Here is a 24,127-nt window from a genome sequence, read left to right on the forward strand (position 1 = left end):
GTCGATCGAGAAGCGGGGCCCGTTCGAGGGGGAACGCCATGGCCATCTGGTGGATCGACTACAGCTCCGCGAAACTCGCCGCCGGCACGATAAAATCGGCACGGGTCGGCTCGAACGGCGAGACCGCGACCGGTGTCATCCGCTACATCGACGCGCCCAACCTGCTCGACATCAAGCACACCAACGCGGCCGAATACCGCGACCACCTCAACTCCGGACTCGGCATCGCGATGTACTTCGAGGTCGACAAGGACGACGCCATGGGCGGGTACGCGCAGGGCGCGGAGAACGCCCGGCGCGCGCTCGCGGGATGCAACTACCTCGGTTTTCCCGGTGTCATCTTCTTCTGCGCCGACCGGTGGTTCAACGCGCCCGGCCACCCGCTCATCACGGCCGCGTTGTGGCGGGCCTATCTGGACGGCGCGGTGAGCGTGCTGGGCCGTGGCCGCGTCGGCGCCTACGGATTCGCGGACGCGATGGACGCCGCGCGCGGCCACGTCGACTACTTCATCCAGTGCGGCGCGTGGGAAGTGGCCCGCAACTTCATCAACGGCTGGCAGGACAACAACTATCAGCCCTACGTCGGGGGGATCCAGACCGACCGGGTCCTGATCCTGCGCCCGATCCCCTTCACCCCCGGTGGAGGTTCGTCCGCGTTCATGAACGACGAGGAGTGGAACATGCAACTACCGGCCGGAACGCAGCGCAGCATGTCGTTCGACATCCCCGCCGGGGCCAGCCAGATCCGGGTCAACTGCCCGGTCGACTACATCATCGTGCACGGCATCTGGCAGGCGGGCGAATCGCTTCCCGAGGGCGACAAGTTCGACTACAAGTGGAGCAACGAGGTCGACTTCCACATCGATCGGCTCCGGCCGTGGAAGATCGACGTCGCCCCCGGAGCGACGCAGGGTTCCATCATCTACACGTACTCCCCTGATCACCCGGAACGGATCGCGTCGCTTTCCTTCCGCTGACCCAGCGGACGAGCAACACGATCGACAGCACCAGCGCGCCGCCGTCGGTGAGCAACGACGGCAGGAGCCCGGCCGGGCCGTACAACTCCAGCGACGCGCCGAAGACCGCGGGCGGGATCGCGAACACGCCCGCGGCCTGGGTGACGTTGACGACCAGCGTCACCCAGAAAATCCGGGCACGGGGCCACAGCGCCAGGAGACCGAGCAGATTTCCGGCCAGGTAGAGGTTCCCCACCAGCCGCAGCGTGGTGAGGAACCCCGGCGCTTCGGCCGCAGCCTCGGCCGGTGTCCGGCCCGCCAGCCGCATGGCCAGCTCGATCATGCGCGGGTCGATGATCACGAAGTTCTGCAGCGCCGTACCGATCGCGAACACCAGTGAGCACACCGCGACCGTTCGGCGCAGCCCCGGCGTCCAGACCCCCTGCTTTTCCCTGATGATGGCCATGATCCCCCCCTGGATCTCTACCAGTGATAGAGACGACTCTATCACTGGTAGAGTCCCAGGGGTGGCACGCAAGGGCACGCTCGACCGCGAGCAGATCACCGAGGCCGCGCTGAGCCTGCTCGACGAGGTCGGGCTGGCCGGGCTCAGCACGCGCAAGCTGGCAGCCCGGCTCGGGATCAGCTCGCCGACGCTGTACTGGCACGTCCGGGACAAGGGGCAGTTGCTCGACCTGCTCGCGGAGGCCGTCTGCGCGGACGCGTTCGAGATCGACGAAACGCTGCCGTGGCGTGCGCAGCTGGCGAGCGGGCTCCGGCAGTTCCGCGCGCTGCTGCTGCGGCATCGCGACGCCGCGGCCCTGCTCCGCGAGCGCCCGCCGATCGGGCCGCACCGGCTGGGCCACATCGAAACGACCGCGCGCATCCTGCGCGGCGCCGGTTTCTCCGCCGACGAAACCGCCGGGATCGCCCGGCTGCTCGCCGCGCACGTGCTCGCCTCGGTCGAGCAGCTCCCGCCGGTCTCCGAAAATCCCGTGGCCGCAACGGAAACCATCGCGGCCGCGATCGACCCCGAGGTCCACCCGAACCTGTACGGCCTCGGCCCCGCGTTCGCCCGGCTGTCCACAGAGGACCTGTTCGAGCTGGGCATCGACGTCGTCCTCGACGGCCTCGAACACCGTCGCCGGAAGCACTCGTGAACGTTCCGATCGGTTCCAGCTGCGAGCCTGAGTTCTAACCCGGAACGCTCGCAAGCTTGGTCATGCGCCCCAATGTGGCGTTCGGTGCGTCCAACGCACCGAACGCCACATTCGCTGCGTCCAACGCACCCAATGCCACATTGAGGTTTTCTCACTGGGAGTGGTGGGTTCTGGCACCCGGGGTGTGCTGAAGGACGCCTTCGGTGCGCTCAGTGCACTGAAGGCGTCCTTCAGCGCGCCCAACGCACTGAAAGCGTCCTTCAGCACCCCGCGTGCCCCACGCAAGGCCACCAGCATCACTCGCTGTCCCCGACGCTCCGCTCGGGACGCGGGCTTCGGCTGAGACGATGTCACGAATGCGACATTCGCGACGCTGAACGTCGCCAATGCGACATTCGTGACACCAGCACACCCCCAACCGCTACTGAGAAAACCTCAATGTGGCGCTCGACCACCCGTTACGCCGAACGCGAGAATTCTTCGTGTTTCTCTTCCCCGCTGTTCACCGGCCCGCTAACCTCATGCGGCACCGTGCACATCGGCCCGGACCACAGGCAGCAGCAGGGAGCACGAAATGGCCGAACTGACCAGGCGCGCGTTCACCACGGCGGGCGTCACCGGCCTCGGGCTGCTGTTGTGCACGCCCACCTCGAACGCGCTCGACCGCGCGCTCCGGCTGACCGGCACCCGCTCGGTGTCCACCGCGGGCACCACCCTCGAATCCGCCGCCGCCCCGGTCCGCACCGGCCCCGGCTACACCCGGCTCACCGCGGGTCCCGGCTGGCCGCTCAAGGTCCGCGACGAACTGGCCGCGGCGAAACCGGGCCGCGACGACCGGCGCCGCGCGCTGAGCTCGTTCGTGCAGTTCACCGACCTGCACATCACCGACACCGAAAGCCCGGCCCGGTTCGAGTACCTGCACGCGCTGGCCGGCGGCGCGCACCGTCCACAGGAGACACTCGGCGCCGTCGGCACCAACGCGCTGGTGCGGCGCGTGAACAGCCTGGCGGCCGGGCCGTTCACCGGGCGCGCGTTCGACCTCGTGGTGACCACCGGCGACAACACCGACAACCACGAACAGCTCGAACTCGACTGGTTCCTCACGCTCCTCAACGGCGGCTCGGTGACCCAGAGTTCCGGCGATCCGCACCGCTACGAAGGCGTCCAGAGCTCCGGCAACAAGCAGTACTGGAACCCTGGGATCCCGCTCGACGACGCCTATTCGAAGAAGGGCTTCCCCCAGCTCCCCGGCCTGCTCGAAGCGGCGGGGAGCACGTTCGGCGCGGCCGGGCTCGACGTCCCGTGGTACTGCACCTTCGGCAACCACGACGACAGCATCGTGGGCACACTGCCGGAGTTCCCCGGGATGGAAGCCTGGTACACCGGCAAATACAAGGTGATCGGGAAGGACGAGAGCACCGCCAGGAAGCTCGCGGCGGCGCTCGCGAAGCCCGGCTCGGCGGTCCCGGTCAGCGAGTTGTCCGGCGGCTCGGGCACGATCCGCGAGATCACCCCGGACGAACGGCGCCGACCCTTCACCACCGCGGAGTTCGTCCGCGCGCACCTCGATCCCGCGCACACCGGCCCGGGTCCGGTCGGCCACGGGTTCGGCGAGCACAACGCCGACGGCCGGAACGTCTACTACACGTTCCGCATCGCGCCGGGCATCACCGGAATCAGCCTCGACACCACGACGCTGGGCGGTTTCGCGGACGGGTCGATCGGGCTGGGCCAGTTCAGCTGGGTGGAGTCGACCCTCAAGCGCGGCAGCTCGACCTACTACGACTTCTTCGGCAACCGGGTCGCCCAGCACGTCACCGACGAGCTGTTCATCCTGTTCAGCCACCACACCAGCACGTCCATGGGCAACCTGCTGCCGGACCGGCGGCACCCGCTGGAACTGCGGCTGAACGGCGACACCTTCGTCGGCCTCCTCAACCGCTTCCCGAACGTGCTGGCCTGGGTCAACGGGCACACGCACGAGAACAAGATCACCCCGCACCGCGGCAGGACACCCGCGCAGAGCTTCTGGGAGATCAACACCGCGTCGCACATCGACTTCCCGCAGCACGCCCGCGTCATCGAGGTCGCCGACAACGCCGACGGGACGCTGTCGCTGTTCACCACCCTGATCGAGGCCGAGTCCCCGTACGCGGCGGACTACGGCGACCACGGCGCGGACGCGCTGGCCTCGCTGTACCGGGAACTGTCCTACAACGACATCCAGACCGTGCCGGGCCGGGTCGGCACCGACGCGGACCACAACACCGAGCTGCTGCTGCCCAATCCGCTCGCCTGAGCCTCCGCTGTGCCAAAGTGAGGCATGGACATCGAGCTGGCTGAGGCCGTCGCGGGTGTGCGGGAAGAACTGCTGACCGCGGCGACGCGCGGGGCGGGCGCGGACGTCGAGTTCGTGGTCGGGCCGATCGAACTGGAATTCGCCGTCGAGCTGCGCAAGGACGCCAAGGCGAAGGCGGGGTTCAAGGCGTGGGTGGTCTCCGCCGACGTCGAGGCCGGCGTGGTGCGCGGGCGGACGCACAAGGTGAAGCTGACGGTGACCCCTCGCCTGCCGGGCGGGGGCGACGTGGTCGTCGCCGGATCGGCGGACCGCCCGGCCGGGCCGGGTGACGTGTCGGACCACGTGGGCCGCTGAGGATTCCCCTGTGGAATGGGCACGCGTCGTCGCGGTCACCGGTCCCGGTGGCCCCGGCTCGGGCTACGTCGTCGCGCCGCGGCTGGTGCTGACCTCGGCCCATGTCGTGCGCGCGCCGGGCGAGCCGGTGACGGTGTTCCGGCCGGGCCGTGCCGGTCAGTTCGCCGGGCGGGTGCGGTGGTGCGGCACGCCGGGTGGCCGGGACGACGCGGCGCTGGTCGAGGTGGACGACGCGGCCTGGACACCGCCGCCCGGCGTCGTCGCGTTCGGCCACACGGTCACGCACCGGACCGGAATCCCTTGTGTCACTTGGGGTTCGCCCGAGCTGGTGCAGCGCGCGGGGCGGCCGGCCGAGGTGGCGCAGGTGTCCGGGACGTTCAACGCCGGTGACCGGATGGTCGGCGACCGGTACGTGCTGAACCTCGACCCGCACCCGCCCGAGGCGACGGGTCCCGGCACGTCGCCGTGGGGTGGTCTCTCGGGCGCGGCGATGTGCTGCGGTGAGCTGGTCACCGGGGTCATCGCGACGGATCCGGCCGGGCGGGGGCATTCCGCGCTCGAAGCCGTCCCGATGTACGTGCTGCTCCGGGATCCCGCGTTCGCCGCGCTCCTCGGAAGCGTTTCTTCCGAGGCGATCGAGCTGCGGGAGCTGGCCGATCCGCAGGCACGGGCCAGGACGGGCGGGGCGATCACGTCACCGGCCGGGCTGCTTCCCGCACGTCGCGCCGTGGTTCCCTTTCGGGGCAGGGAAGAACTGCTCGGCGATCTCCGGGACTGGGCGGAATCGCCGGGCCCCGGTCTGTGGCTGCTGCACGGCCCCGGCGGGCAGGGGAAGACCCGCCTGGTGCACGAGTTCGCCGCCCGCCTTGGCCGGACCACGCTGTGGCTGGACTCCGCCGCTTCGGATCTCGGCGTCCTCGCGGACACCGTCGTCCCGCTCCTGGTGGTCGTCGACTACGCCGAAACCCGCGTCGAGCAGGTAAACGCGCTGCTCGACGTCGTGACTCGCCGCCGGTCGCCGACCCCGGTGAAGATCATCGCGCTGGCCAGGACGGCGGGGTCGTGGTGGCAGCGGCTGGCGAGCGGGAACGACCTCGCCGGGGATCTGGTCGACGTCGCGCCGGTGCGGGAACTGCCGGTGCTCGACGCCACCGCGTCCGGTCAGGAGGACATGTACCGCGCGGCGGTGGACGCGTTCGCCGCCGCGCTCACTCCCGCGCCGAACTTCGGCGGCGTGGACTGGACCTCGGCCGCCGCCGAATGTTCCCCGCCTGCGACGTCCGCCGACGAGACGGTCCTGTCAGTCCAGATGACCGCGCTGTCGGACCTGCTCGACGCCGCGAGCCCGGACGCGACCACCTCGCCGCGCGGCCCGGAAGACCGGCTACTCGATCACGAACGCCGGTACTGGGAGAACACCGCCCGCGCCCACGGCCTGCTGCCCGGCCTGAGCCTGGCGACGTTGACCGACGCGATCACCGCGGCCGCCCTGATCGGCCCGCCAAGGCACGAGGACGCCGACAAGTTCCTGTCGCTGATCCCGGGCCTCGCCGATCAGCCACTGGATCGCCGCGACACCGTCCGTGCCTGGCTGGCCGACCTCTACCCGTCCGACGGCGAAACGGCTTTCGCCTACCTGCAGCCGGATCGGCTCGCCGAGAGACTGGTCGGACGGCTGATCCTCGACCGTTCCCGCTTGCTCGATTCCCTCGCCCCAGGGCTCCGGGCAGCGGAGGCGGCGGATCTGCTGACCGTCTGCGTGCGGGCGGCCGCGCACCGGGTGTTCGCCGACGCGGTCGCGACCTGGCTGACCGCGTTCTGCCTGCGGCACGCCGAAACGCTCGCGGTACCCGCCATCGGGGTCGCCACCCGGGTGGAGGCACCGGCGCCGCTGGTGACCGCGCTCGATCGGCTGGCAGGCGATCCCGGAGCCAAGCTCTCCTGGCTTTCCCGCCTCGACGCGGCGCTTCCCGGCCAGAGCCACGTGCTCGCCGATCTCAAAGTCTACTTAGGACAGAGGATTGTGACACGGCGCCGGGAGTCGCAGGAATCGGACGGAGATCGGGCACGGCTCGCGGCCGCCCTCACCGACCTCGCCAACCGGCTGAGCGTCGTCGGCCGTGGGGAGGAGGGCCTGACCGCGATCACCGAGGCTGTGCGGATCCAGCGAAAACTCGCCGAAGAGCGCCCTGGCGATCACCTCCCCGGGCTCGCGCGTAGCCTGCTCGCTCTCTCCAACCGGCAGGCCGAAGCCGGGAACCCGGAGGCGGGTTTCGCCAGCATCACCGAATCAGTGGAGATTCGGCGTCGACTGAGCCAGCGGCCGGGGGCGCTCCTCTCGGACCTCGCCGCGGGCCTGACCACGCTGTCCAACCGCCAGGCCGATATCGGACAGCCTGAGCAGGCACTGGAGAGCGTCGCCGAAGCCGTCCGAATCCGGCGAAAACTCGCCGAACAACAACCCGGTACCCACCTGCCCAGCCTCAGCGTCAGCCTGCACAACCTCGCCAACCGTCAAGCCGCGCTCGGGCAGTTGGAAGAAGCGCTCACCACCAGCACCGAAGCCATCGATATCCAGCGAGAACTCGCGACCACCGGACCCGATGCACACCTCCCTGGGCTCGCCGCGAGCCTGACCATGCTGTCCAACCACCAAGCCGACCTCGGCCACTCGGAAGACGCGTTGGCCTCCGTGGCCGAAGCCGTCCGAACCCGGCGCAAGCTCGCCGCCGAACGACCTGTCGCCTACCTGCCCGACCTCGGCCGCAGCCTCAACAACCTGGCCAACCGCCAAGCCGCGCTCGGGCAATGGGAAGAAGCGCTTGCCAGCGCCACCGAAGCCGTCCACATCCAGCGGGAACTCGCCAACGCCAAGCCGGACGTCTCGCTGCCCGACCTGGCCAGGTACCTGACCACCCTGTCCACCAGCCAGTCCGACCTCGGCCGGCGGGAAGAAGCACTCGAAGCCGTCGCCGAAGCCGTCCGCATCCGGCGAAAGCTCGCCCGAGAACGTCCGGATGTCCACCTGCCCGGTCTGAGCCTCAGCCTCAACAACCTCGCCAACCGCCAGGCCGACCTGGGACAGCGCGAAGAAGCACTCGTCACCGCCACCGAAGCCGTCCACATCCGACGACGACTCGCCGGACAACGCCCCGACACACACCTTCCCGACCTGAGTCTCAGTCTGCACAATCTCGCCAACCGCCAAGCGAAACTCGGCCACCACGACGACGCGCTCGCCAGTGCCACCGAGGCCGTCCACATTTGGCGAAAGCTCGCCGGACAACGACCCGACGCTCACCTGCCCAACCTCGCTCTCAGCCTCGGCGGCCTCGCCAACCGTCAAGCAAACCTCGGCCACCACGAAGAAGCACTGGCCACCATTACCGAAGTCGTCCGGATCCAGCGCGAACTCGCCGGACAACGACCCGACACCCACCTCCCCGGCCTCGCCGCGTACCTGCACAACCTGTCCGGCTGCCAAGCCGACGTCGGCCGCTGGGAGGACGCGCTCGGCTCGATCAGTGAAGCCGTCCAGATTCGACAGGAGCTCGTCGCGCAACGCCCAGTCCCCTACCTGCCCGACCTGGCGGGCAGTCTCGCCCGGCTCGCGAACCGCCATGCCGCGCTCGGCGATCACGACGAAGCGGTCTCCGCCGCTGCCGAAGCCGTCCGGATCCAGCGAGACCTCGCCGCGAACCGAGCGGACCTCCTCCTGCCTGATCTCGCCACGAATCTGCACAGCCTCTCCAACCACCAAGCCGCGCTCCGGCTTTACGACGAGGCGCTCGCTTCGGTCAGCGAAGCCGTCGAGATCCGGCGCGCACTCGCCGCGAAGCACCCTGCCCGGTACCGGCCCGGCCTGGCGAGCAGCCTCCACAACCTCGCGCTCAGTCACCACGATCTCGGGCAGCGCGAACGAGCCCTCGCGACGATCGCCGAGGTCATGGAGTTGTACCGCGCGCTGCCCGGCGCGGAGTCCGATCTGGCGCGGGCGCTGCGACTCCAGAAACGCTGGCAGTTACCTCCGGGGTAATCGACGTCGCGCGTCCGGATGAGGCAGGCTTCACGGCATGATCGACCTCGAAGGCACGCAGCTGTTCCACCGGACCATGCCGTTCTCCGAGCGGCTCGGCGTCGAGGTGCTGGAGCACGGCCCCGAACTGGTCCGCAGCAGGCTCGAGCACGCCGACGACCTGTGCACGCTCGGCGGCGTGTTGCACGGGGGCGCGCTGATGGCGCTGGCCGACGCGACGGGCGCGGTGTGCGCGTTCCTCAACCTGCCCGAGGGCGCGCAGGGCACGACGACCGTCGAGTCGAAGACGAACTTCCTGCGTGCCGTCCGTTCGGGGTACGCGGTCGCGTCGTCGAGGCCGCTGCACGCGGGCCGGAGGTTCGTGGTGGTGGAGACGGAGATCCACGACGACGCGGGCAAGCTGGTCGCGAAAACGACACAGACGCAGGCCGTCTTGTAGCCAACTGTTTACAGTCCGGTCCCGACCGGCGAAAATCTCTCGCTACTGGGTGGGTGCGGAAGGTTGGAGCCGGAATGCGGGTGCGCGGGTTGTTCACGCTACTGTCCATCGTCATGCTGACCGCGGTAACCACGCAGGTCGCCGGGGCCCAGCCCGGACGGCCCGGGGACGACGAGGCGATCGACTACCACGAATGGTCGGCAAGGCACGGCTTCTCCCACGGTGAGACGGCCGGGGTCGGCGCCGGGCACGACGGGCTGCGCATCACCCGTCCGGCGGGCACGATCCAGCACACCGAGCCCGCGCTGGGCACCACCCGGACCTACGAGTACGGCACCTGGACCTCGCCGAGGTACAGCCAGGGCTTCGACGCGACCCAGCTGATCGCCTCGTGGAACGCGAGGACGCCCGAGAAGACGTGGCTGCAGATCGAGGCCAGCGGCCGGACCGCGACCGGCGCCGAGACCGCCTGGTACGTGCTGGGGCGCTGGGCGAGCGGGGACGGCGACATCCAGCGGACCAGCGTCAACGGCCAGGACGACGCGAACGCGAGCGTGGACGTCGACACCCTCGGCACGAAGAGCGGTGTCACGCTGCGGTCGTTCCGGCTGCGGGTCACGCTGTACCGCGAGGCCGGTTCGCGTGTCACCCCGGTGGTGACGTCGCTGGGCGCGATGACCTCCGCGGTGCCCGACCGCTTCGACGTCCGCACCACGAAACCGGGCCGGGCGACCGGGATCGAGCTGGACGTGCCGCCGTACGCACAGAACCTCCACAAAGGACAGTTCCCGCAGTACGGTGGCGGCGGGGAGAACTGGTGCAGCCCGACCTCGACCGAGATGGTCGCCGAGTACTGGGGCAGGCGTCCCAAAGCCGCCGACATGGCCTGGATCCCGGCGGGCTACGTCGACCCGTCCGTGGCCTACGCGGCGCGCTACACCTACGACTACGCCTACGAGGGCACCGGGAACTGGCCGTTCAACAGCGCCTACGCCGCGACGTTCGGGCTGCGCGGGCACATCACCCGGCTGCACTCGCTCACCGAGCTGGAGAACTACATCGCCCGCGGCATCCCGGTGATCACGTCGCAGTCGTTCGAGGCCGACGAGCTCGACGGCGCCGGGTACGGCACCGCCGGGCACATCATGGTCGTCATCGGGTTCACCGAGCACGGGGACGTCATCGTCAACGACCCGGCGTCCAACAGCAACGACAACGTCCGGACCGTCTACAAGCGCGACCAGTTCGAAAAGATCTGGCAGCGCACCAAGCGGCACACCGCCGACGGCGGGGTCGCGAGCGGCCCCGGCGGTGTCGTCTACCTCCTCACCCCGGCCTGACCAGCGGCGCCGCCCGCGCACCCATGCGCGAGTCGCCATGGCCCCGGCTTCCGTGGCAAGCTGCGGGTACCAGCACCGCAGCCGGAAGGTGGTCGAGGCATGCCGTACGAGGTCCAGGGCGTCGTCGCGCGCGCGAAGGGTGAGCCGGTCACGGTGGAGACCGTGCTCGTCCCCGATCCGGGCCCCGGCGAAGCGGTCGTCTCGGTGCAGGCGTGCGGGGTGTGCCACACCGACCTGCACTACCGCGAGGGCGGGATCAACGACGAGTTCCCGTTCCTGCTCGGACACGAGGCCGCCGGTGTCGTCGAGCGGGTCGGCGCCGGGGTCACCGACCTCGAACCCGGCGACTACGTCGTCCTGAACTGGCGGGCCGTCTGCGGGAGCTGCCGGGCCTGTCGCCGCGGAAAGCCCTGGTACTGCTTCTCGACCTTCAACGCCAGCCGGCCGATGACGCTGTCCGACGGCACGAAGCTCAGCCCGGCGCTCGGGATCGGCGCGTTCCTGGAGAAGACGCTGGTCCACAGTGGACAGTGCACGAAGGTCGCTCCCGCCGCGGAGCCCGCGGTCGCCGGCCTGCTGGGCTGCGGTGTGATGGCCGGGCTCGGCGCCGCGCTCAACACCGGCGCGGTGGGCCGGGGCGACTCGGTGGCCGTGATCGGCTGTGGCGGGGTCGGGAACGCCGCGATCGCCGGGGCGAAGCTCGCGGGCGCGACGACGATCGTCGCGATCGACACGGACGACCGCAAGCTCACCTGGGCACAGGAGTTCGGCGCGACCCACCTGCTCAACAGCAAGGGCCTGGCCGAGGCCGAAGTGGTCGAGACCATCCGGGAGGCCACCGGCTCGTTCGGCGCGGACGTGGTGATCGACGCGGTGGGCAGGCCGGAGACCTGGCGCCAGGCCTTCTACGGCCGCGATCTGGCCGGGACGGTCGTGCTGGTCGGGGTCCCGACGCCGGAAATGCGTCTCGACGATCTGCCGCTCATCGACTTCTTCTCCCGTGGCGGCTCGCTCAAGTCCTCCTGGTACGGCGACTGCCTGCCGTCGCGGGACTTCCCGATGCTGGTGGACCTCTACCTGCAGGGCAGGCTGCCACTGGACAAGTTCGTCACCGAACGTATCGGGGTGAACGACGTCGAGGCGGCGTTCGGCCGGATGCACCGCGGCGAAGTGCTGCGCAGCGTGGTGACGTTCTGATCCTCTTCACCGACGACGAGTACCCGGCCCACCCCTATCCTGGGGCGCGGCCGGGATGTTCGTTCGTCCATTCGGACGCCGCGGGTCGTCCACTCGACACGGCGCCGGCCGGCTGGCGGGACCGGCAGGCGGTGCTGGCCTACGGCTCCAACGCCTGCCCGTCGAAAATCACCTGGCTGCGCGAGGAACTGGGCCTGCGCGGGCCGGTCGTGGTGGTGCGGGCCCGGTGTGCCGGACTGGCCGCGGTGTGGGCGTCCGGACTGCGGAAACGGGACGGCCAGCGCCCGGCCACCCTCACCGCGATGCGCGGTGTCGTCGAAGAGCACGCGGTCTGGTTCGTGACACCGGAACAACTCGCGATTCTCGATATATGCGAAGGCCGCGGCGAGCGCTATCACCTGGCACGGCTGACAAACCCGGACATCACCTTGGAAGACGGCGCACGCCCCGCCGAGGTACTCGCCTACGTCGGCGCTGCCGGAATCCGCTTTCCGTTGCTGGTCAACGGCTCGCCGGTCCGGATCGCCGAGGTGACACAGGCGCGGGCGGCCGCACTGGACGGCGTCGCGGCGACGGGACACGGTGTGCCCTGCGTTGTTTTGCCCTGAAGTCACGGGGTACTGACACCACAGAGCGCTGAGTCACAGCACTACGACGCTCAGCAATTCTTTCCAACAAAACAAGGTTCACGTTCCACGGAGCGGCTGAACCGATACCCTGGCCGAGCCATCTTCCCCCGCCTCGCCGCGGTGGCCCTTTCTCCCCGACCCCGCGCCCGGCGATTCCGGTGGCTTACCAGTTGTGCACGACTATGTGTTGTTTCTGGAGGTGAATCGTCACATCATGCCGAGTGCCCCCTCCGCTCTGGCGGACACCCGCAACCGGCAGGCGGCGACGAGAGTTCCCGACGACGTACTCATGGACGCGGCGCGCCAGTGCGTGCTCGCCGTCGGGGTGCGCCGCACCACGCTCGCCGAGATCGCCAGGACCGCCGGTGTCAGCCGGATGACCGTCTACCGGCGCTTCCCCGACGTTCGCAGTGTGCTCAGCGCGTTGATGACCCGCGAGTTCGGCGGGTTGCTGCGGCACGCCAGCGATCAGGGCGCCGGTGCGCGGCACAGCAGGGAACGGCTGGTGCTCATCGCCGCCAGCGGAATCCGTTCCCTGGCTGGTGATCCGCTGTTCCGCACCCTGCTCGACGTCGATCCCGAGCTGTTGCTGCCCTACATCGTCGAACGGCTGGGCCGGACCCAGCGGTTCGCCGAGAAGGTGGTCCACCAGCTGCTCGCCGCCGGTCATCGCGACGGCTCGATCCGCAGGGCCAACGTCGCCGCCCAGGCACGGTCGGTGCTGCTGCTGGTCCAGTCCTTCGCGTTCTCGCTGCGGCCCGCCACGACCGACATCGAAGAAACCGCCCTCATGGCGGAATTCGCGCACGTGCTCGACGCGTCGCTGCGCCCCTGATCTCCGGGGCCCCCGTTCGGGGGTTCCCGCATATCCTCCCTCGCCTGCACAGGCACTTTCCCGTGCATCTTCGGCTGCGATCGATGCAACACCCAGCGCGAACAACTTGACGACTCGTTGGGTTTTTGCAACAGTACGTTCTATGAGTCCGGTGCGACGCGGCAAAGAGCTGCCGATCTACAACCGGCTTCCCGTGCTTCGGGCGGAGCGCGGGCTGAGCAGGGCCGCGCTCGCGGCGGCGGTCGAGGTCAACCCACAGACCATCGGTGCGCTCGAACGCGGCGATCACTACCCGAGCCTGGACCTGGCGTTCCGGATCTGCGCGGTGTTCGGCCTCCCGGTGGAGGCGGTGTTCAGCCGCGAGCCGTTCGCGCCACTGTCCACTCAGGTCTATCGCGAGGGGGGAGCATGACCGGAAAACCAGGCCGCCTCGCCGCCTATTGGGAAAGGCAACTGGACAAACTGGACGAGCAGGAGACGCGCCGGGCACGGAAGCTGCCGACCTGGCGGACGCGGCGGCGGCGCAGGCAACTGGTGGCGGTGGTGCTGCTCGGCGACCTGGTGCTCATCACGAGCGCGGCGAGTTTCAAGCTCGCCGCCCCGTGGTTTTCGCTGGGCACCTGGTTCGGCGGATTCGCCATCGGCGCCGTCGGGTTCGTCCTGCTGCGGATCCTCACCGGCCGGATCAGCAGTGGTTTCTCCCGGCTGCTCGACGAGCGCGAACGCGACTGGCGGCACCGGATCACGTTCATCGCCTTCCTGACGCTGTCATTCCTGATGACCGTGGCGATGTTCTACGGGTTGGCGATCTCGCCGCAGCACGACAGCGGGATACGGGGCGCGATGATGCTCGCGGCGCTGCTCGTCACCGGGAGCACGGTGTCGACGGTGGTGCTCGGCTGGTCACTGCCGGACGACGACCCCGAGGATTTTCTGGAGGAGGGGAACGGGGATGGGTGACAAGTCACTGGAGATCGACGGGATTTCCAAGCGGTACGGCGCGAAGGTCGCGCTGGACGGCGTGAGCTTCGACGTCCGCGCGGGCGAGCTGTTCGGATTCGTCGGCAGCAACGGCGCCGGCAAGACCACGACGATGCGGATCGCGCTGGGAGTACTGGCCGCGGACGCGGGCGAGGTCCGCTTCGACGGGAAGCCGATCACGCACGAGGCCCGTACGCACATCGGATACATGCCGGAGGAACGCGGCCTGTACCCGAAGATGAAGGTGCTCGACCAGCTCGTCTATCTGGCCGAGCTGCACGGGCTGAGCGCGAACGAGGCGCATCGCAACGCGGAGAACTGGATCGCGCGGCTCGGGCTTTCCGAGCGGCGCAGGGACGAGGTCCAGAAGCTGAGTCTCGGTAACCAGCAACGGGTTCAGCTCGCGGCCGCGCTGGTGCACGATCCGGGGGTGCTCGTGCTCGACGAGCCGTTCTCCGGGCTGGACCCGATCGCGGTCGACGTGATGAGCGCGGTGCTGCGGGAGAAGGCGGCGACCGGGGTGCCGGTGGTGTTCTCCAGTCACCAGCTCGATCTGGTGGAGCGGCTGTGCGACCGGGTCGGGATCATCCGAAGTGGACGGATGGTCGCGACGGGACCGGTGGCCGAGCTGACCGGACGCGCGGGCAGCAAGCTGGTGGTGACCGCGCCGTCGGCGCCGCCGGGGTGGGCGGCCGCGCTGCCCGGCGTGCGGGTGCTGGAAAACCACGGCCCGACAAGCGTTCTCGACCTGGCGCCGAGCGCCGACGACCAGGCCGTGCTCGCCGCGGCGCTGGCCACCGGCCCGGTCACCGAGTTCAGCAGGCAACGGCGGACACTGACCGAACTGTTCCGCGACGCGGTCGCCGAGCAGCCGCGAGCCGAGGGGGAAACGGCGTGAAGACGCTCAGCGCGCGACGGGCGGTCTGGCTCGTCATGAAGCGGGAACTGAACACCCGGCTGCGGACACGGTCGTTCGTGGTGGGCACGGCGGTGATGCTGTTGGTGCTCATCGGTGTCGTCACGTTCCAGGCGTTCTTGGCCGGTTCGAAGAGCACGAGCACCGTGGGGCTGACCGGTCAGTCGATGGGGGTCGCGCAGCAGCTCCAGGCCGCCGGTGCGCAGACGGGCCAGACGATCAAAACCGTCGCGGTGCCCAATGCGGCCGAGGGCAGGGAAAAGGTCGACAAGGGCGACTTCGACGCGCTGGTGTCCGGGAGCGCTTCGGAGCTCAAGGTCCTCGTGAAGTCCACTTTGGACTCCAAGTTGCGCGCGGTGCTCGACCAGGTCGCCCGGCAGCAGGTGCTGGACGCGACACTGGCGGAGAAGGGCCTCGATCCGGCGCAGGTGATGCGCGAGGTGTCGGCGGTCTCGGTCGGTGTCGACGCGATCAAGCCGAAGGATCCCGACAGCGACAAGCGGCTCGTCATCGGCCTGGTCGTGGTGGGGCTGCTCTACATGAGCATCGTGACCTACGGGGTGCTGGTGGCCCAGGGGGTCGTGGAGGAGAAGTCCAGCCGGGTCGTGGAGATCCTGCTCTCCAGCGTGCGGCCGTGGCAGTTGCTGATGGGCAAGGTGCTCGGGCTCGGCCTGGTCGGACTGACCCAGCTGGCGATCCTGGCGGTGGTCGGCGCGGCGGTGGCGTCGGCGACCGGGGTGTTCACGCTGGCCGGGTTCGCCACCGGCGCGCTGGTGTGGGGCCTGGTCTGGTATCTGCTCGGATTCCTGTTGTACGCCACCATTTACGGCGCGATGGGGTCGCTGGTCTCCCGGCAGGAGGACACGCAGTCGGTGGTCGGGCCGGTGAACATGGTGCTGATCATCGGCTTCATCGTCGGGTTCAACCTGCTGATCCAGTCGCCGGACGGGACAGCGACGAAGGTGCTTTCGCTGGTGCCGCTGTTCTCGCCGATCCTGATGCCAGCCCGGATCTCGACCGGCGCGGCGGCGAGCTGGGAGATCGTGGCCTCGCTGGTACTGACCGGCGCGCTCGTCGCGCTGCTCACCTGGCTCGGCGGGAAGATCTACGGCAACAGCGTCCTGCGGCTGGGCAGCCGCATCAAACTCACCGAAGCCCTGCGCGGCTGAGTTCTCTCCTTACCGGCCCTTCAGCGGTCCGTGGGGGCCTCCTTGAGGGACCTAGGGTCCCTCAAGGAGGCCCCCACGGACCTGGGTGACCACGGTGCGCGGATGTGTCCACTGTGGCTGGTGTGACTCACGCGGACCGGTCACGGCGCCGCGAATGCGCCCACCGGGGCTCGGAACACGACGAAGGCCACCCCGGCGGCGCGGAGCCCGGGATGGCCTTCGAGAAGTACTACGCGACGAAGCGCTGGATCACCGCTCGGAGATCGGCGTGTAGTCGCGCGACGCGTGGCCGGTGTAGATCTGCCGCGGACGCCCGATCTTCGTCTGCGGGTCCTGGATCATCTCGCGCCAGTGCGCGATCCAGCCGGGCAGCCGGCCGAGCGCGAACAGCACGGTGAAGAACTTCGTCGGGAACCCGAGCGCCCGGTAGATGAGACCGGTGTAGAAGTCCACGTTCGGGTACAGCTTCCGCGAGACGAAGTAGTCGTCGGAAAGCGCGGTCTCTTCGAGCTTCTTCGCGATGTCGAGGAGCTGGTCGCCGCCCTTGAGCTTGGACAGGATGTCGTCCGCGGTGGCCTTGATGATCTTCGCGCGCGGGTCGTAGTTCTTGTAGACCCGGTGCCCGAAGCCCATGAGCCGGACGCCCTGTTCCTTGTTCTTCACCCGGTTCACGAACGTGCCGACGTCGCCGCCGTCCGCGCGGATGCCCTCGAGCATGTCGAGCACCGCGGAGTTCGCGCCGCCGTGCAGCGGGCCGAACAGCGCGTTGATCCCCGCGGAGATCGAGGCGAACAGGTTCGCCTCGGAGGAGCCGACGAGCCGCACGGTCGAGGTCGAGCAGTTCTGCTCGTGGTCGGCGTGCAGGATGAACAGCAGGTCGAGCGCCTTCGCGACCTCCGGGTCGACCTCGTAGGGCTCGGCGGGGAAGCCGAAGGTCATCCGGAGGAAGTTCTCGACGAGGCCGAGCGAGTTGTCCGGGTAGAGGAACGGCTGCCCGACCGACTTCTTGTAGGCGTAGGCCGCCAGGGTCGGCACCTTGGCCAGCAGGCGGATGGTGGACAGCTCGACGTTCGACTCGTCGAACGGGTTGAGCGAGTCCTGGTAGAAGGTCGACAGCGCGGACACGGCGCTAGAGAGCACCGGCATCGGGTGCGCGTCGCGCGGGAAGCCGTTGAAGAACAGCTTCAGGTCCTCGTGCAGCAGCGTGTGCCGCTGGATCTTCTCGGTGAACTCGGCCAGCTGGGCCTCGGTCGGCAGCTCGCCGTAGATCAGCAGGTAGGAGACCTCGATGAACGTCGACTTCCCCGCCAGCTGTTCGATCGGGTAACCGCGGTAGCGCAGGATGCCCGCGTCACCGTCGATGTAGGTGATGGCCGAGGAGGTCGACCCGGTGTTGACGAAACCGGGGTCGTAGGTGACGTACCCCGTCGTCGCCAGCAGCTTCCCCAGCTCGATCCCGGGCGCACCCTCGACCGGGTGGACCACCTTGAACTCGTGTTCGCCACTCGGCAGGCGCAGCGTCGCGGTGTCGCCGGGCTGCCCCGCAGTCGTCGCGTCGGACATGCAGGTCCCTCTCAGATCTGGCACGGGACGGCGGCGCCTGTAGGTTCCACAGGTAGCCATTCACCGCGAGAACCTGACGCCTCGCTGCACACCGCCCCGCTGGGGTATGAATTCCCCTCTACGCTAGTCGAGGGAGGGGGGAACGCGCAGCCGATGCGTTGCCCGTAACAGCCCCTTTGGGACAAGGTTCACACGGTGGATGCCATTTCTTCGGCCGTCGGCGGTTCGGCTCCACTGCGCGATACCGTGATCGACGCCGCTTTCGCCGCGAATTCCAGTGCTTCGTGCCACTCAGCGGCACCGAGTTCGCGCAACCGGGTCACCCCGCGTGTGCTCAGCCACGCCATCAGCGCGCCCTGCACGGTGTCGCCCGCTCCGATGGTGTCGACGACGTCCACCCGGCGGGACGGCACGTGGGCCAGCTCACCCGCGTCGGTGATCACCACGAGCCCGTCGGCGCCCCGGGTCAGCACGACGGCGTCCACTCCGGACTCGACCCAGGTTTTCGCGGCGGCGATCGGGTCCGCGCCCTCGGCGAGCCACGCGGCGTCGTCGTCGGAGATCTTCAGCAGCCGGACGTCCGGCAGCCACGAAGCGAAGCGCGCCCGATACGCGGCGGGGTCGGTGATCAGCGCCTCGCGGATGTTCGGGTCGAGCACGGTCAGCACGCCGCGCGCGGCCTCGCGGCGCAGCACCGCTTCGTACGCGCTCGCGCCGGGTTCGAGGACCATGCCGAGCGTGCCGAGGGAGAGCGTGGTCACCCCGTCCGGCAGCGGGCCGGGGTCGGTGACGAGCCGGTCGGCGGTGCCCTCGGTGTAGAAGGTGTAGTGCGCCGAGCCCCGCTCGTCGAGCGCGACGACCGCGAGGGTGGTCGGCTCGTCACCGCGCTGCACGAGGCCGGTGCCGACGGACGAGGCGTGCAGCCGGTCGATCAGCGCGGCACCGAACCGGTCGGTGGAAACACGGGACAGAAACCGGACAGGAACGCCGAGGCGCCCGGCCGCGAGCGCGACGTTGTATGGACCACCGCCGAGCCGCGGCAGCAGCGCGCGCAGCCCACCGTCCACTGTGGAGTCCAACGGTGCACCGGGTACGAGGTCGACGAGCGCCTCTCCACCAACCACAATCACGCGCCGAAAGATACCGCGTCAATCGCGCTGTGTCGCCAGTCCGCCGAGCAGAAGTTCCGACAGCGCGGTGAACGCCTTGGCGTCGGACACCGCGGTCCGCTCGCCGAGCACCCCGGTCTGGATACCCTCGATGATCAGCCCGGTCATTTCCGCGACAAGCCGCGCGTGGACGTCGCGGAAAACGCCGTCGGCCACGCCCTTGTCAATAAATGTCCTGATGCGACGCGCGGCCACGCGGCTGTTGAGCTGATAGGTGTCGCGGGCCGGTCCGAAGCCGCCGATGTCGGTCATGAACGCCGCCGAAGCGCGTTCGAGGTGCTCCGAGACCCCGCTGAGGTACTCCCCGATCAGCTTGCGCGCGTCGTCGATCCCGGAGATGCGCTCCTCGATCCGTTCCGCCGCGCCCTTGAAGAAGTGCGTGACGACCTTGACCGCGAGCTGCTCCTTGCTCGGCGCGAGCGTGTAGAGCGTCGACTTCGAGCAGCGGAGGCGGGCGGCGAGGTCGTCGAGCGTGAACTGGGCGAACCCCTCGGCGAGGAACAGGGTCTCGAGCTGGGTGAGCAGTGCGCGCTGCCGGGCGGTCGGGCGCCGGGCCTCGCGGACGGAGGCCTGCGCCCTCGGCGCGTCGCTTTCGGACATCGGACCACTATCCCTCATCGGCCGGTGTGCCCCAGCTCACCGCTACTGTACTCTAAATTGCCCTAGAGTACTGTTTTCAGTACAGCTGTCTGGAGGGGACATGCCCGCGGAACGCCTGCTGCCCAGCCCGGAGGCCGAAGACCTCGTCGCGCTGGCCACCGAAATCGCCCGTGCCGAACTCGCGCCGCGCGCCGCGGAGTACGAGGAGGCCGAGCGCTTCCCCCGCGAGCAGTTCCGGCTGCTCGGCAAGTCCGGGCTGCTCGGCCTGCCGTACGCGGAGCGCTGGGGCGGCGGCGAGGTGCCGTACGAGGTGTACCTGCAGGTCCTGGAGGAGATCGCGGCCGCGTGGATGTCGGTCGGCGTCGGGCTCTCCGTGCACACGATGTCCTGCTACGCACTGGCGCACTACGGCACGGACACGCAGCGTGACCACTGGCTGCCCGCCATGCTCGAAGGCGATCTGCTCGGCGCCTACGCGCTTTCCGAGACGCAGGCCGGCTCCGACGCGGCGGCGCTGACCACCCGCGCGCGGCGCGACGGCGACCAGTACGTCGTCAACGGCACCAAGGCCTGGATCACCCACGCGGGTGAAGCCGACTTCTACACCACGATGGTGCGTACGAGTGACGACGGCGGCCGCGGCGTCTCCTGCCTGCTCGTCGACGGCGCGACCGACGGCGTCTCGGCGGCGCCGAAGGAGCGGAAGATGGGCCTGACCGGCTCCACCACCGCGCAGCTGATCTTCGAAGACGCCCGGATCGACACCGACCGGCTGCTCGGCGACGAGGGGCACGGGCTGAAGATCGCGCTGTCCTCGCTCAGCTCGGGCAGGCTGGGGATCGCGGCGTGCGCGGTGGGCCTCGCCCAGGCCGCGCTCGACGAGGCGGTCTCCTACGCGAAGGAGCGGCGGCAGTTCGGGAAGGCGATCATCGACTTCCAGGGCGTCGAGTTCCTGCTCGCCGACATGGCCGCGACGGTCGAGTCCGCCCGCGCGACCTACCTCGACGCCGCGCGCCGCCGCGACCGAGGGATGCCGTTCCAGCGCCAGGCATCGATCGCGAAGCTCGTCGCCACCGACGGCGCGATGAAGGTGACCACGGACGCGGTCCAGGTCCTCGGCGGCGCCGGATACACCCGCGACTTCCCGGTGGAACGTTTCATGCGCGAGGCGAAGGTGCCGCAGATCTTCGAGGGCACCAACCAGATCCAGCGCATGGTCATCGCCCGCGAACTCCGTTCCGCGTAACTCACGTGACCACGGACGGAACTCGCGTGATCGGGCACGTAACTCGCGAGATACGCCGCCGATCACGCGAGTTACGCCCTCAATCACGCGAGCCGCGCGTCCAGACACGCGAGTTCGCCGGAACGGGACGGGTGGAAGGCGTCCTTACCAGAGCCCCAGCCCGGTAAGAACGCCTTCTCCCCCGCTGCTATCGGTTGTCGCCGTCCTGCGGGATGGACGCCGGCACCGGCGGGCTCACCCGGTTGATGTCACCGCTCAGCACCCAGGCGCGCTGGCTGGGCGCGAAGCGCGGCGAAAGCAGGCCATCGTTGATCTCGCGGGTGACCGCGACCCGGTTGTACGCGGTCGCGGGCAGGTACAGGCGGTCGTTGGACTGGCCGCCGTCGGACGTGCCTTCCAGATCGGCCTCGACCGCGTCGACGACGCCGTTGTGGTTGGCGTCGACCCGTGCGACCTCGGCCGCGTAGGCGTCGAAGATCCGCTGGCTCAGGTCGTACACGTACGGTTCGAACGACGCGGTCCGCAGATAGACGTCCAGCAGCACCTCGTTGCCGAGCCCGCTCGGGACGAAGCGAAGCCGCTTCTCCTTGTGCTCGTCGTTGTTCGGCATGGGCCGGTCCGGATCGTCCGGACTGGTGTTGAGCAGCCGGTCCGGGTCACGCGGGATGTTCGGGTTGTCGCCCTCGACCTGCGGCTTGTTCTTGACGCCCGCCGGGCCCGAACCGGGCACGATCGACGAGAGCGCACCGATCTTGCCCTTCTCGAACGTGCCGGGAATCCCACCGGTGAAAGGAAGTTCGTAGGTCGGCGGGGTCCAGTTGGTGTACTGGTTGAGTTCCCAGTACGAGTGCAGATCGCTCTGCTGCGTGGCGTTGTAGGCGCCCAGCGACAGTTGCAGCGGCACGAGGTTCGACACCTTGTCCGGCCAGTGGTCGTTCGCGGACGGCTCGTGTGGTGCCTTGCCGTCGGTGGTGAACACCGCGCCGGGTTTGTTGTGGTAGTCGCCCATCTTCGCCAGCGCGGCCGCGTCCGCGGCGGTGATCTTGCCGAAGGCGGCATGGCCGTCCTTCCTCGGGGCCGCGACGTCGGGCACCGTCACGTCGTGAATCATCCAGCCCTCGTACCAGCCGGATTCGTTGTTGATGACGAACAGGCCCGAAATGTCGGTGAACATGTCGACGAACGAACCGGGATCATTCGGGTCGGTCGGCAATCCCGGCTTCGGTTCCACGACCACGCGAATGCCGCCGGTGGTCGGAATGTCGTGATTGGGCCCGGTCGCCGTCGGCGCGACCCCGTCGTTGATCCCCGGAATCGTCGTGGTGAACACATTCGGTTGGAAATTCTTCGTGTCGAGCAGGTAGTACTGGAATAACTGGCTGGGTGTCGGCGCCTCGGAAAACGCTGTCATCGGTTCGAAGGTGGTCGGCCTCCCGGCCAGCACCGCGAGTCTGTCCTTCAGCGGCTGCGGCAGGAACTTGACGTCGCCACGATCGGTGAAGAGTCCTTGTGGCGCAACAGCTCCCGCGGCCCCCGAGAACGACGTGGTCGCCCCGAAAGCCAGTACCGCGGCCACCGCGGCCACGGCTTTTCGCTTGCTCTGCATGATCACTCCTCGCTTGAACAGGCGATCCCCGCGTTCGACGACCGGACGCGGAGGAGAAAACAAGGGGCCCCTCGACCAGAGGTATGTGCCGGAGTTACAGCTCACCTACGCGCCCTTATGGCTGTACCGCGGCCTGTCCACCGGTCCTATCCTCGGTACGCGTCGGAGCGAGGGAGATGAAGTCCCGATGGCGGGGAAGTCCCAGCCTGGCTGGGAAACGGTGTACCGGGAAAACGTCGGGTGGGTTCACCGGCTGTTGCTGGCCAAGGTGGGAAACCGAGCGGACGCGGAGGACCTCACCACGGAGGTCTTTCTCGCCGCGCTCAAGCCCCTGCGCGTCGACGCGACCACGGAGCAGATCCGCGCGTACCTCGTCGCGACGGCGCGGACGGTGCTCGCCGCGCACTGGCGGCGCCTGTTCGGCCGCGAGATCACCACCATCGGCCTCGACGAAGCCGGCGAGATCCCCGTCGGCGCCGGGGAAAACGGCAACGGACCGGCCGGAGCCGCCACCCGGCACCGGCTGGAGGCCATCCTGGCCGAACTCCCCGAACGGGCCCGCGAAGTCTTGCGGCTGCGGTTCCTGGAGTCATACTCCTTGCAGGACACGGCGGACGAACTGGGCGTGACGCTCGCGAACGTCAAGGTCATCCAGCATCGGGCGCTCAGGCTCGCCGCGCGGGCCGCGGCACGGATCGAGGAGCGGGCATGAACGACGTCAACCGCTTCGTCGACAGCCTCATCGGCAGGCGCACACCCGAACCCTTCCGCCCGGACGACGAAGAAACCGAGGCGATGCGCGGGGCCGTCGAACTCCAGGCGGCACTGACCGCCGACACCGCGCCTCGCGCCGAATTCGCCGCACGCCTCGAAAGCCGGCTCGCCGAGCAGCTCGACGCGCCCGCCGAGACGAGTACCCTCGCCAGCCGACGCCGCGTCGTCCAGACCGCGGGCATCGCCGCCGCTTCACTCGCGGCGGGGGTGGCCATCGACCGCGTCGTCCGCGGCGGCCCGGCACCGGAAACCGCCAAGCCGGCAGGATCCTGGCAGAACGTCATGGCCAGTCACGAGGTCCCGGACGGCGGGGTACGCGAGTTCGACCTGGACATCCTCACCGGTTACCTCGTCCGCACCCCGGAAGGACTGCACGCGGTGTCCTCCACGTGCACGCATCTGGGCTGCCGCCTGCTTCTCGATGCACGAGAACGCCAGTTGACCTGCCCGTGCCATCCGGCCGTCTTCGCGCTCGACGGGGACGTCGTCCGCTACGACCTTCCGATCGAACTCCCGCCGCTACCTCGTTTCGACGTCCGCGAGACGAACGGCGTCATCCAGGTCTTCGTGCCGGTCAAGCGCGCGTGACCACGGGCCGACATCGCCGATGCCCGGTACCGGGCATCGGGACCACGCCATGTTCACCCCACAGAAAACACGGTGCGACTCCCGATACCGGCACCGCCGGCACAGGCGGAATACCGAATCGGCCACATTCACGGAACACACGGCAAAGCAACATCCGACGGAGTCCGGGTCGGCTTGTTCATACCGGTGAATACTGTTGATCGTCCTCGCTCCGATCAGACGTGTCAACCGTGCGACCACGGGGAACGCGATGTCACAGCTATCGCCGGA

Annotated in this window: 22 protein-coding genes; 17 read left to right on the forward strand and 5 right to left on the reverse strand. The window is 69.0% G+C overall.

Translation table 11 applies throughout. The features are described 5' to 3' along the window. Positions 1-38: 38 nt before the first annotated feature. On the forward strand, positions 39-977 hold the full coding sequence (locus ABD987_RS17720) for a glycoside hydrolase domain-containing protein (RefSeq protein ID WP_345394090.1): 939 nt from the start codon (positions 39-41) through the stop codon (positions 975-977). On the opposite strand, the gene ABD987_RS17725 is transcribed toward ABD987_RS17720, so the two are convergent. Beyond that, positions 919-1,422 carry a hypothetical protein gene (locus ABD987_RS17725; RefSeq protein WP_345394093.1) on the reverse strand — a complete coding sequence of 168 codons (504 nt, stop codon included), beginning with the start codon at positions 1,420-1,422 and terminating at the stop codon, positions 919-921. The two genes, ABD987_RS17720 and ABD987_RS17725, sit on opposite strands and share 59 nt — an antisense overlap. Positions 1,423-1,483: 61 nt before the next feature. On the opposite strand from ABD987_RS17725, the gene ABD987_RS17730 reads away from it, so the two are divergent. The 13 genes from ABD987_RS17730 to ABD987_RS17790 all read left to right on the forward strand — a co-directional run bounded on the left by ABD987_RS17730 (position 1,484) and on the right by ABD987_RS17790 (position 16,311). Next, a complete protein-coding gene (locus ABD987_RS17730) occupies positions 1,484-2,116 on the forward strand; it encodes a TetR/AcrR family transcriptional regulator C-terminal domain-containing protein (RefSeq protein ID WP_345394096.1) in 633 nt (210 codons plus the stop codon). 574 nt (positions 2,117-2,690) lie between these two features. Then, the gene (locus tag ABD987_RS17735; protein ID WP_345394099.1) at positions 2,691-4,415 is read left to right on the forward strand and encodes a TIGR03767 family metallophosphoesterase; all 1,725 of its coding nucleotides are present in this window, start codon (positions 2,691-2,693) and stop codon (positions 4,413-4,415) included. A 24-nt stretch (positions 4,416-4,439) separates the two neighbouring features. Beyond that, complete coding sequence (locus ABD987_RS17740) at positions 4,440-4,769, forward strand: trypco2 family protein (RefSeq protein WP_345394102.1); 330 nt, start codon at positions 4,440-4,442, stop codon at positions 4,767-4,769. Positions 4,770-4,779: 10 nt separating this feature from the next. Beyond that, positions 4,780-8,805, forward strand: coding sequence for a tetratricopeptide repeat protein (locus ABD987_RS17745; RefSeq protein ID WP_345394105.1), 4,026 nt, complete (start codon positions 4,780-4,782; stop codon positions 8,803-8,805). A 37-nt stretch (positions 8,806-8,842) separates the two neighbouring features. Beyond that, positions 8,843-9,244, forward strand: a complete 402-nt coding sequence (locus ABD987_RS17750) for a PaaI family thioesterase (protein WP_345394108.1) — start codon at positions 8,843-8,845, stop codon at positions 9,242-9,244. A gap of 74 nt (positions 9,245-9,318) precedes the next feature. Further along, positions 9,319-10,584 (forward strand): C39 family peptidase, encoded by a 1,266-nt coding sequence (locus tag ABD987_RS17755; RefSeq protein ID WP_345394111.1) that lies wholly within the window; start codon positions 9,319-9,321, stop codon positions 10,582-10,584. A 99-nt stretch (positions 10,585-10,683) separates the two neighbouring features. Continuing rightward, complete coding sequence (locus tag ABD987_RS17760; protein ID WP_345394114.1) at positions 10,684-11,781, forward strand: S-(hydroxymethyl)mycothiol dehydrogenase; 1,098 nt, start codon at positions 10,684-10,686, stop codon at positions 11,779-11,781. Beyond that, positions 11,778-12,389, forward strand: coding sequence for a gamma-glutamylcyclotransferase (locus ABD987_RS17765; protein ID WP_345394777.1), 612 nt, complete (start codon positions 11,778-11,780; stop codon positions 12,387-12,389). The genes ABD987_RS17760 and ABD987_RS17765 overlap by 4 nt, the downstream gene beginning before the upstream one ends. Before the next feature lie 310 nt (positions 12,390-12,699). Further along, on the forward strand, positions 12,700-13,245 hold the full coding sequence (locus tag ABD987_RS17770) for a TetR/AcrR family transcriptional regulator (protein ID WP_378214102.1): 546 nt from the start codon (positions 12,700-12,702) through the stop codon (positions 13,243-13,245). 142 nt (positions 13,246-13,387) lie between these two features. Next, positions 13,388-13,657, forward strand: a complete 270-nt coding sequence (locus ABD987_RS17775; RefSeq protein WP_345394121.1) for a helix-turn-helix transcriptional regulator — start codon at positions 13,388-13,390, stop codon at positions 13,655-13,657. Continuing rightward, on the forward strand, positions 13,654-14,205 hold the full coding sequence (locus ABD987_RS17780) for a hypothetical protein (RefSeq protein ID WP_345394124.1): 552 nt from the start codon (positions 13,654-13,656) through the stop codon (positions 14,203-14,205). The genes ABD987_RS17775 and ABD987_RS17780 overlap by 4 nt, the downstream gene beginning before the upstream one ends. Next, positions 14,198-15,124 (forward strand): ABC transporter ATP-binding protein, encoded by a 927-nt coding sequence (locus ABD987_RS17785; RefSeq protein WP_345394127.1) that lies wholly within the window; start codon positions 14,198-14,200, stop codon positions 15,122-15,124. The genes ABD987_RS17780 and ABD987_RS17785 overlap by 8 nt, the downstream gene beginning before the upstream one ends. Further along, entirely contained in the window at positions 15,121-16,311 is a 1,191-nt protein-coding gene (locus ABD987_RS17790) for an ABC transporter permease (RefSeq protein WP_345394130.1), read from the forward strand. Before ABD987_RS17785 ends, ABD987_RS17790 begins: the two co-directional genes overlap by 4 nt. A gap of 249 nt (positions 16,312-16,560) precedes the next feature. On the opposite strand, the gene ABD987_RS17795 is transcribed toward ABD987_RS17790, so the two are convergent. The 3 genes from ABD987_RS17795 to ABD987_RS17805 all read right to left on the reverse strand — a co-directional run bounded on the left by ABD987_RS17795 (position 16,561) and on the right by ABD987_RS17805 (position 19,643). Beyond that, entirely contained in the window at positions 16,561-17,874 is a 1,314-nt protein-coding gene (locus ABD987_RS17795; protein WP_345394133.1) for a citrate synthase, read from the reverse strand. A gap of 188 nt (positions 17,875-18,062) precedes the next feature. Then, positions 18,063-19,004 carry a carbohydrate kinase family protein gene (locus ABD987_RS17800; protein ID WP_345394136.1) on the reverse strand — a complete coding sequence of 314 codons (942 nt, stop codon included), beginning with the start codon at positions 19,002-19,004 and terminating at the stop codon, positions 18,063-18,065. Positions 19,005-19,022: 18 nt separating this feature from the next. Further along, positions 19,023-19,643, reverse strand: coding sequence for a TetR/AcrR family transcriptional regulator (locus ABD987_RS17805; protein ID WP_345394139.1), 621 nt, complete (start codon positions 19,641-19,643; stop codon positions 19,023-19,025). 100 nt (positions 19,644-19,743) lie between these two features. On the opposite strand from ABD987_RS17805, the gene ABD987_RS17810 reads away from it, so the two are divergent. Next, positions 19,744-20,889 (forward strand): acyl-CoA dehydrogenase family protein, encoded by a 1,146-nt coding sequence (locus tag ABD987_RS17810; RefSeq protein WP_345394143.1) that lies wholly within the window; start codon positions 19,744-19,746, stop codon positions 20,887-20,889. A gap of 187 nt (positions 20,890-21,076) precedes the next feature. Here the strand turns inward: ABD987_RS17810 and ABD987_RS17815 are convergent, their stop codons facing one another. Beyond that, positions 21,077-22,495 (reverse strand): hypothetical protein, encoded by a 1,419-nt coding sequence (locus tag ABD987_RS17815; RefSeq protein ID WP_345394146.1) that lies wholly within the window; start codon positions 22,493-22,495, stop codon positions 21,077-21,079. 187 nt (positions 22,496-22,682) lie between these two features. Between ABD987_RS17815 and ABD987_RS17820 the strand changes: the two genes are divergently transcribed. Continuing rightward, positions 22,683-23,207 (forward strand): RNA polymerase sigma factor, encoded by a 525-nt coding sequence (locus ABD987_RS17820; protein ID WP_345394148.1) that lies wholly within the window; start codon positions 22,683-22,685, stop codon positions 23,205-23,207. Then, the gene (locus tag ABD987_RS17825; protein WP_345394151.1) at positions 23,204-23,857 is read left to right on the forward strand and encodes a QcrA and Rieske domain-containing protein; all 654 of its coding nucleotides are present in this window, start codon (positions 23,204-23,206) and stop codon (positions 23,855-23,857) included. Before ABD987_RS17820 ends, ABD987_RS17825 begins: the two co-directional genes overlap by 4 nt. Positions 23,858-24,127 lie beyond the last annotated feature (270 nt).

The organism is Amycolatopsis samaneae (assembly GCF_039541975.1).
GTDB classification, from domain to species: Bacteria; Actinomycetota; Actinomycetes; order Mycobacteriales; family Pseudonocardiaceae; genus Amycolatopsis; species Amycolatopsis samaneae.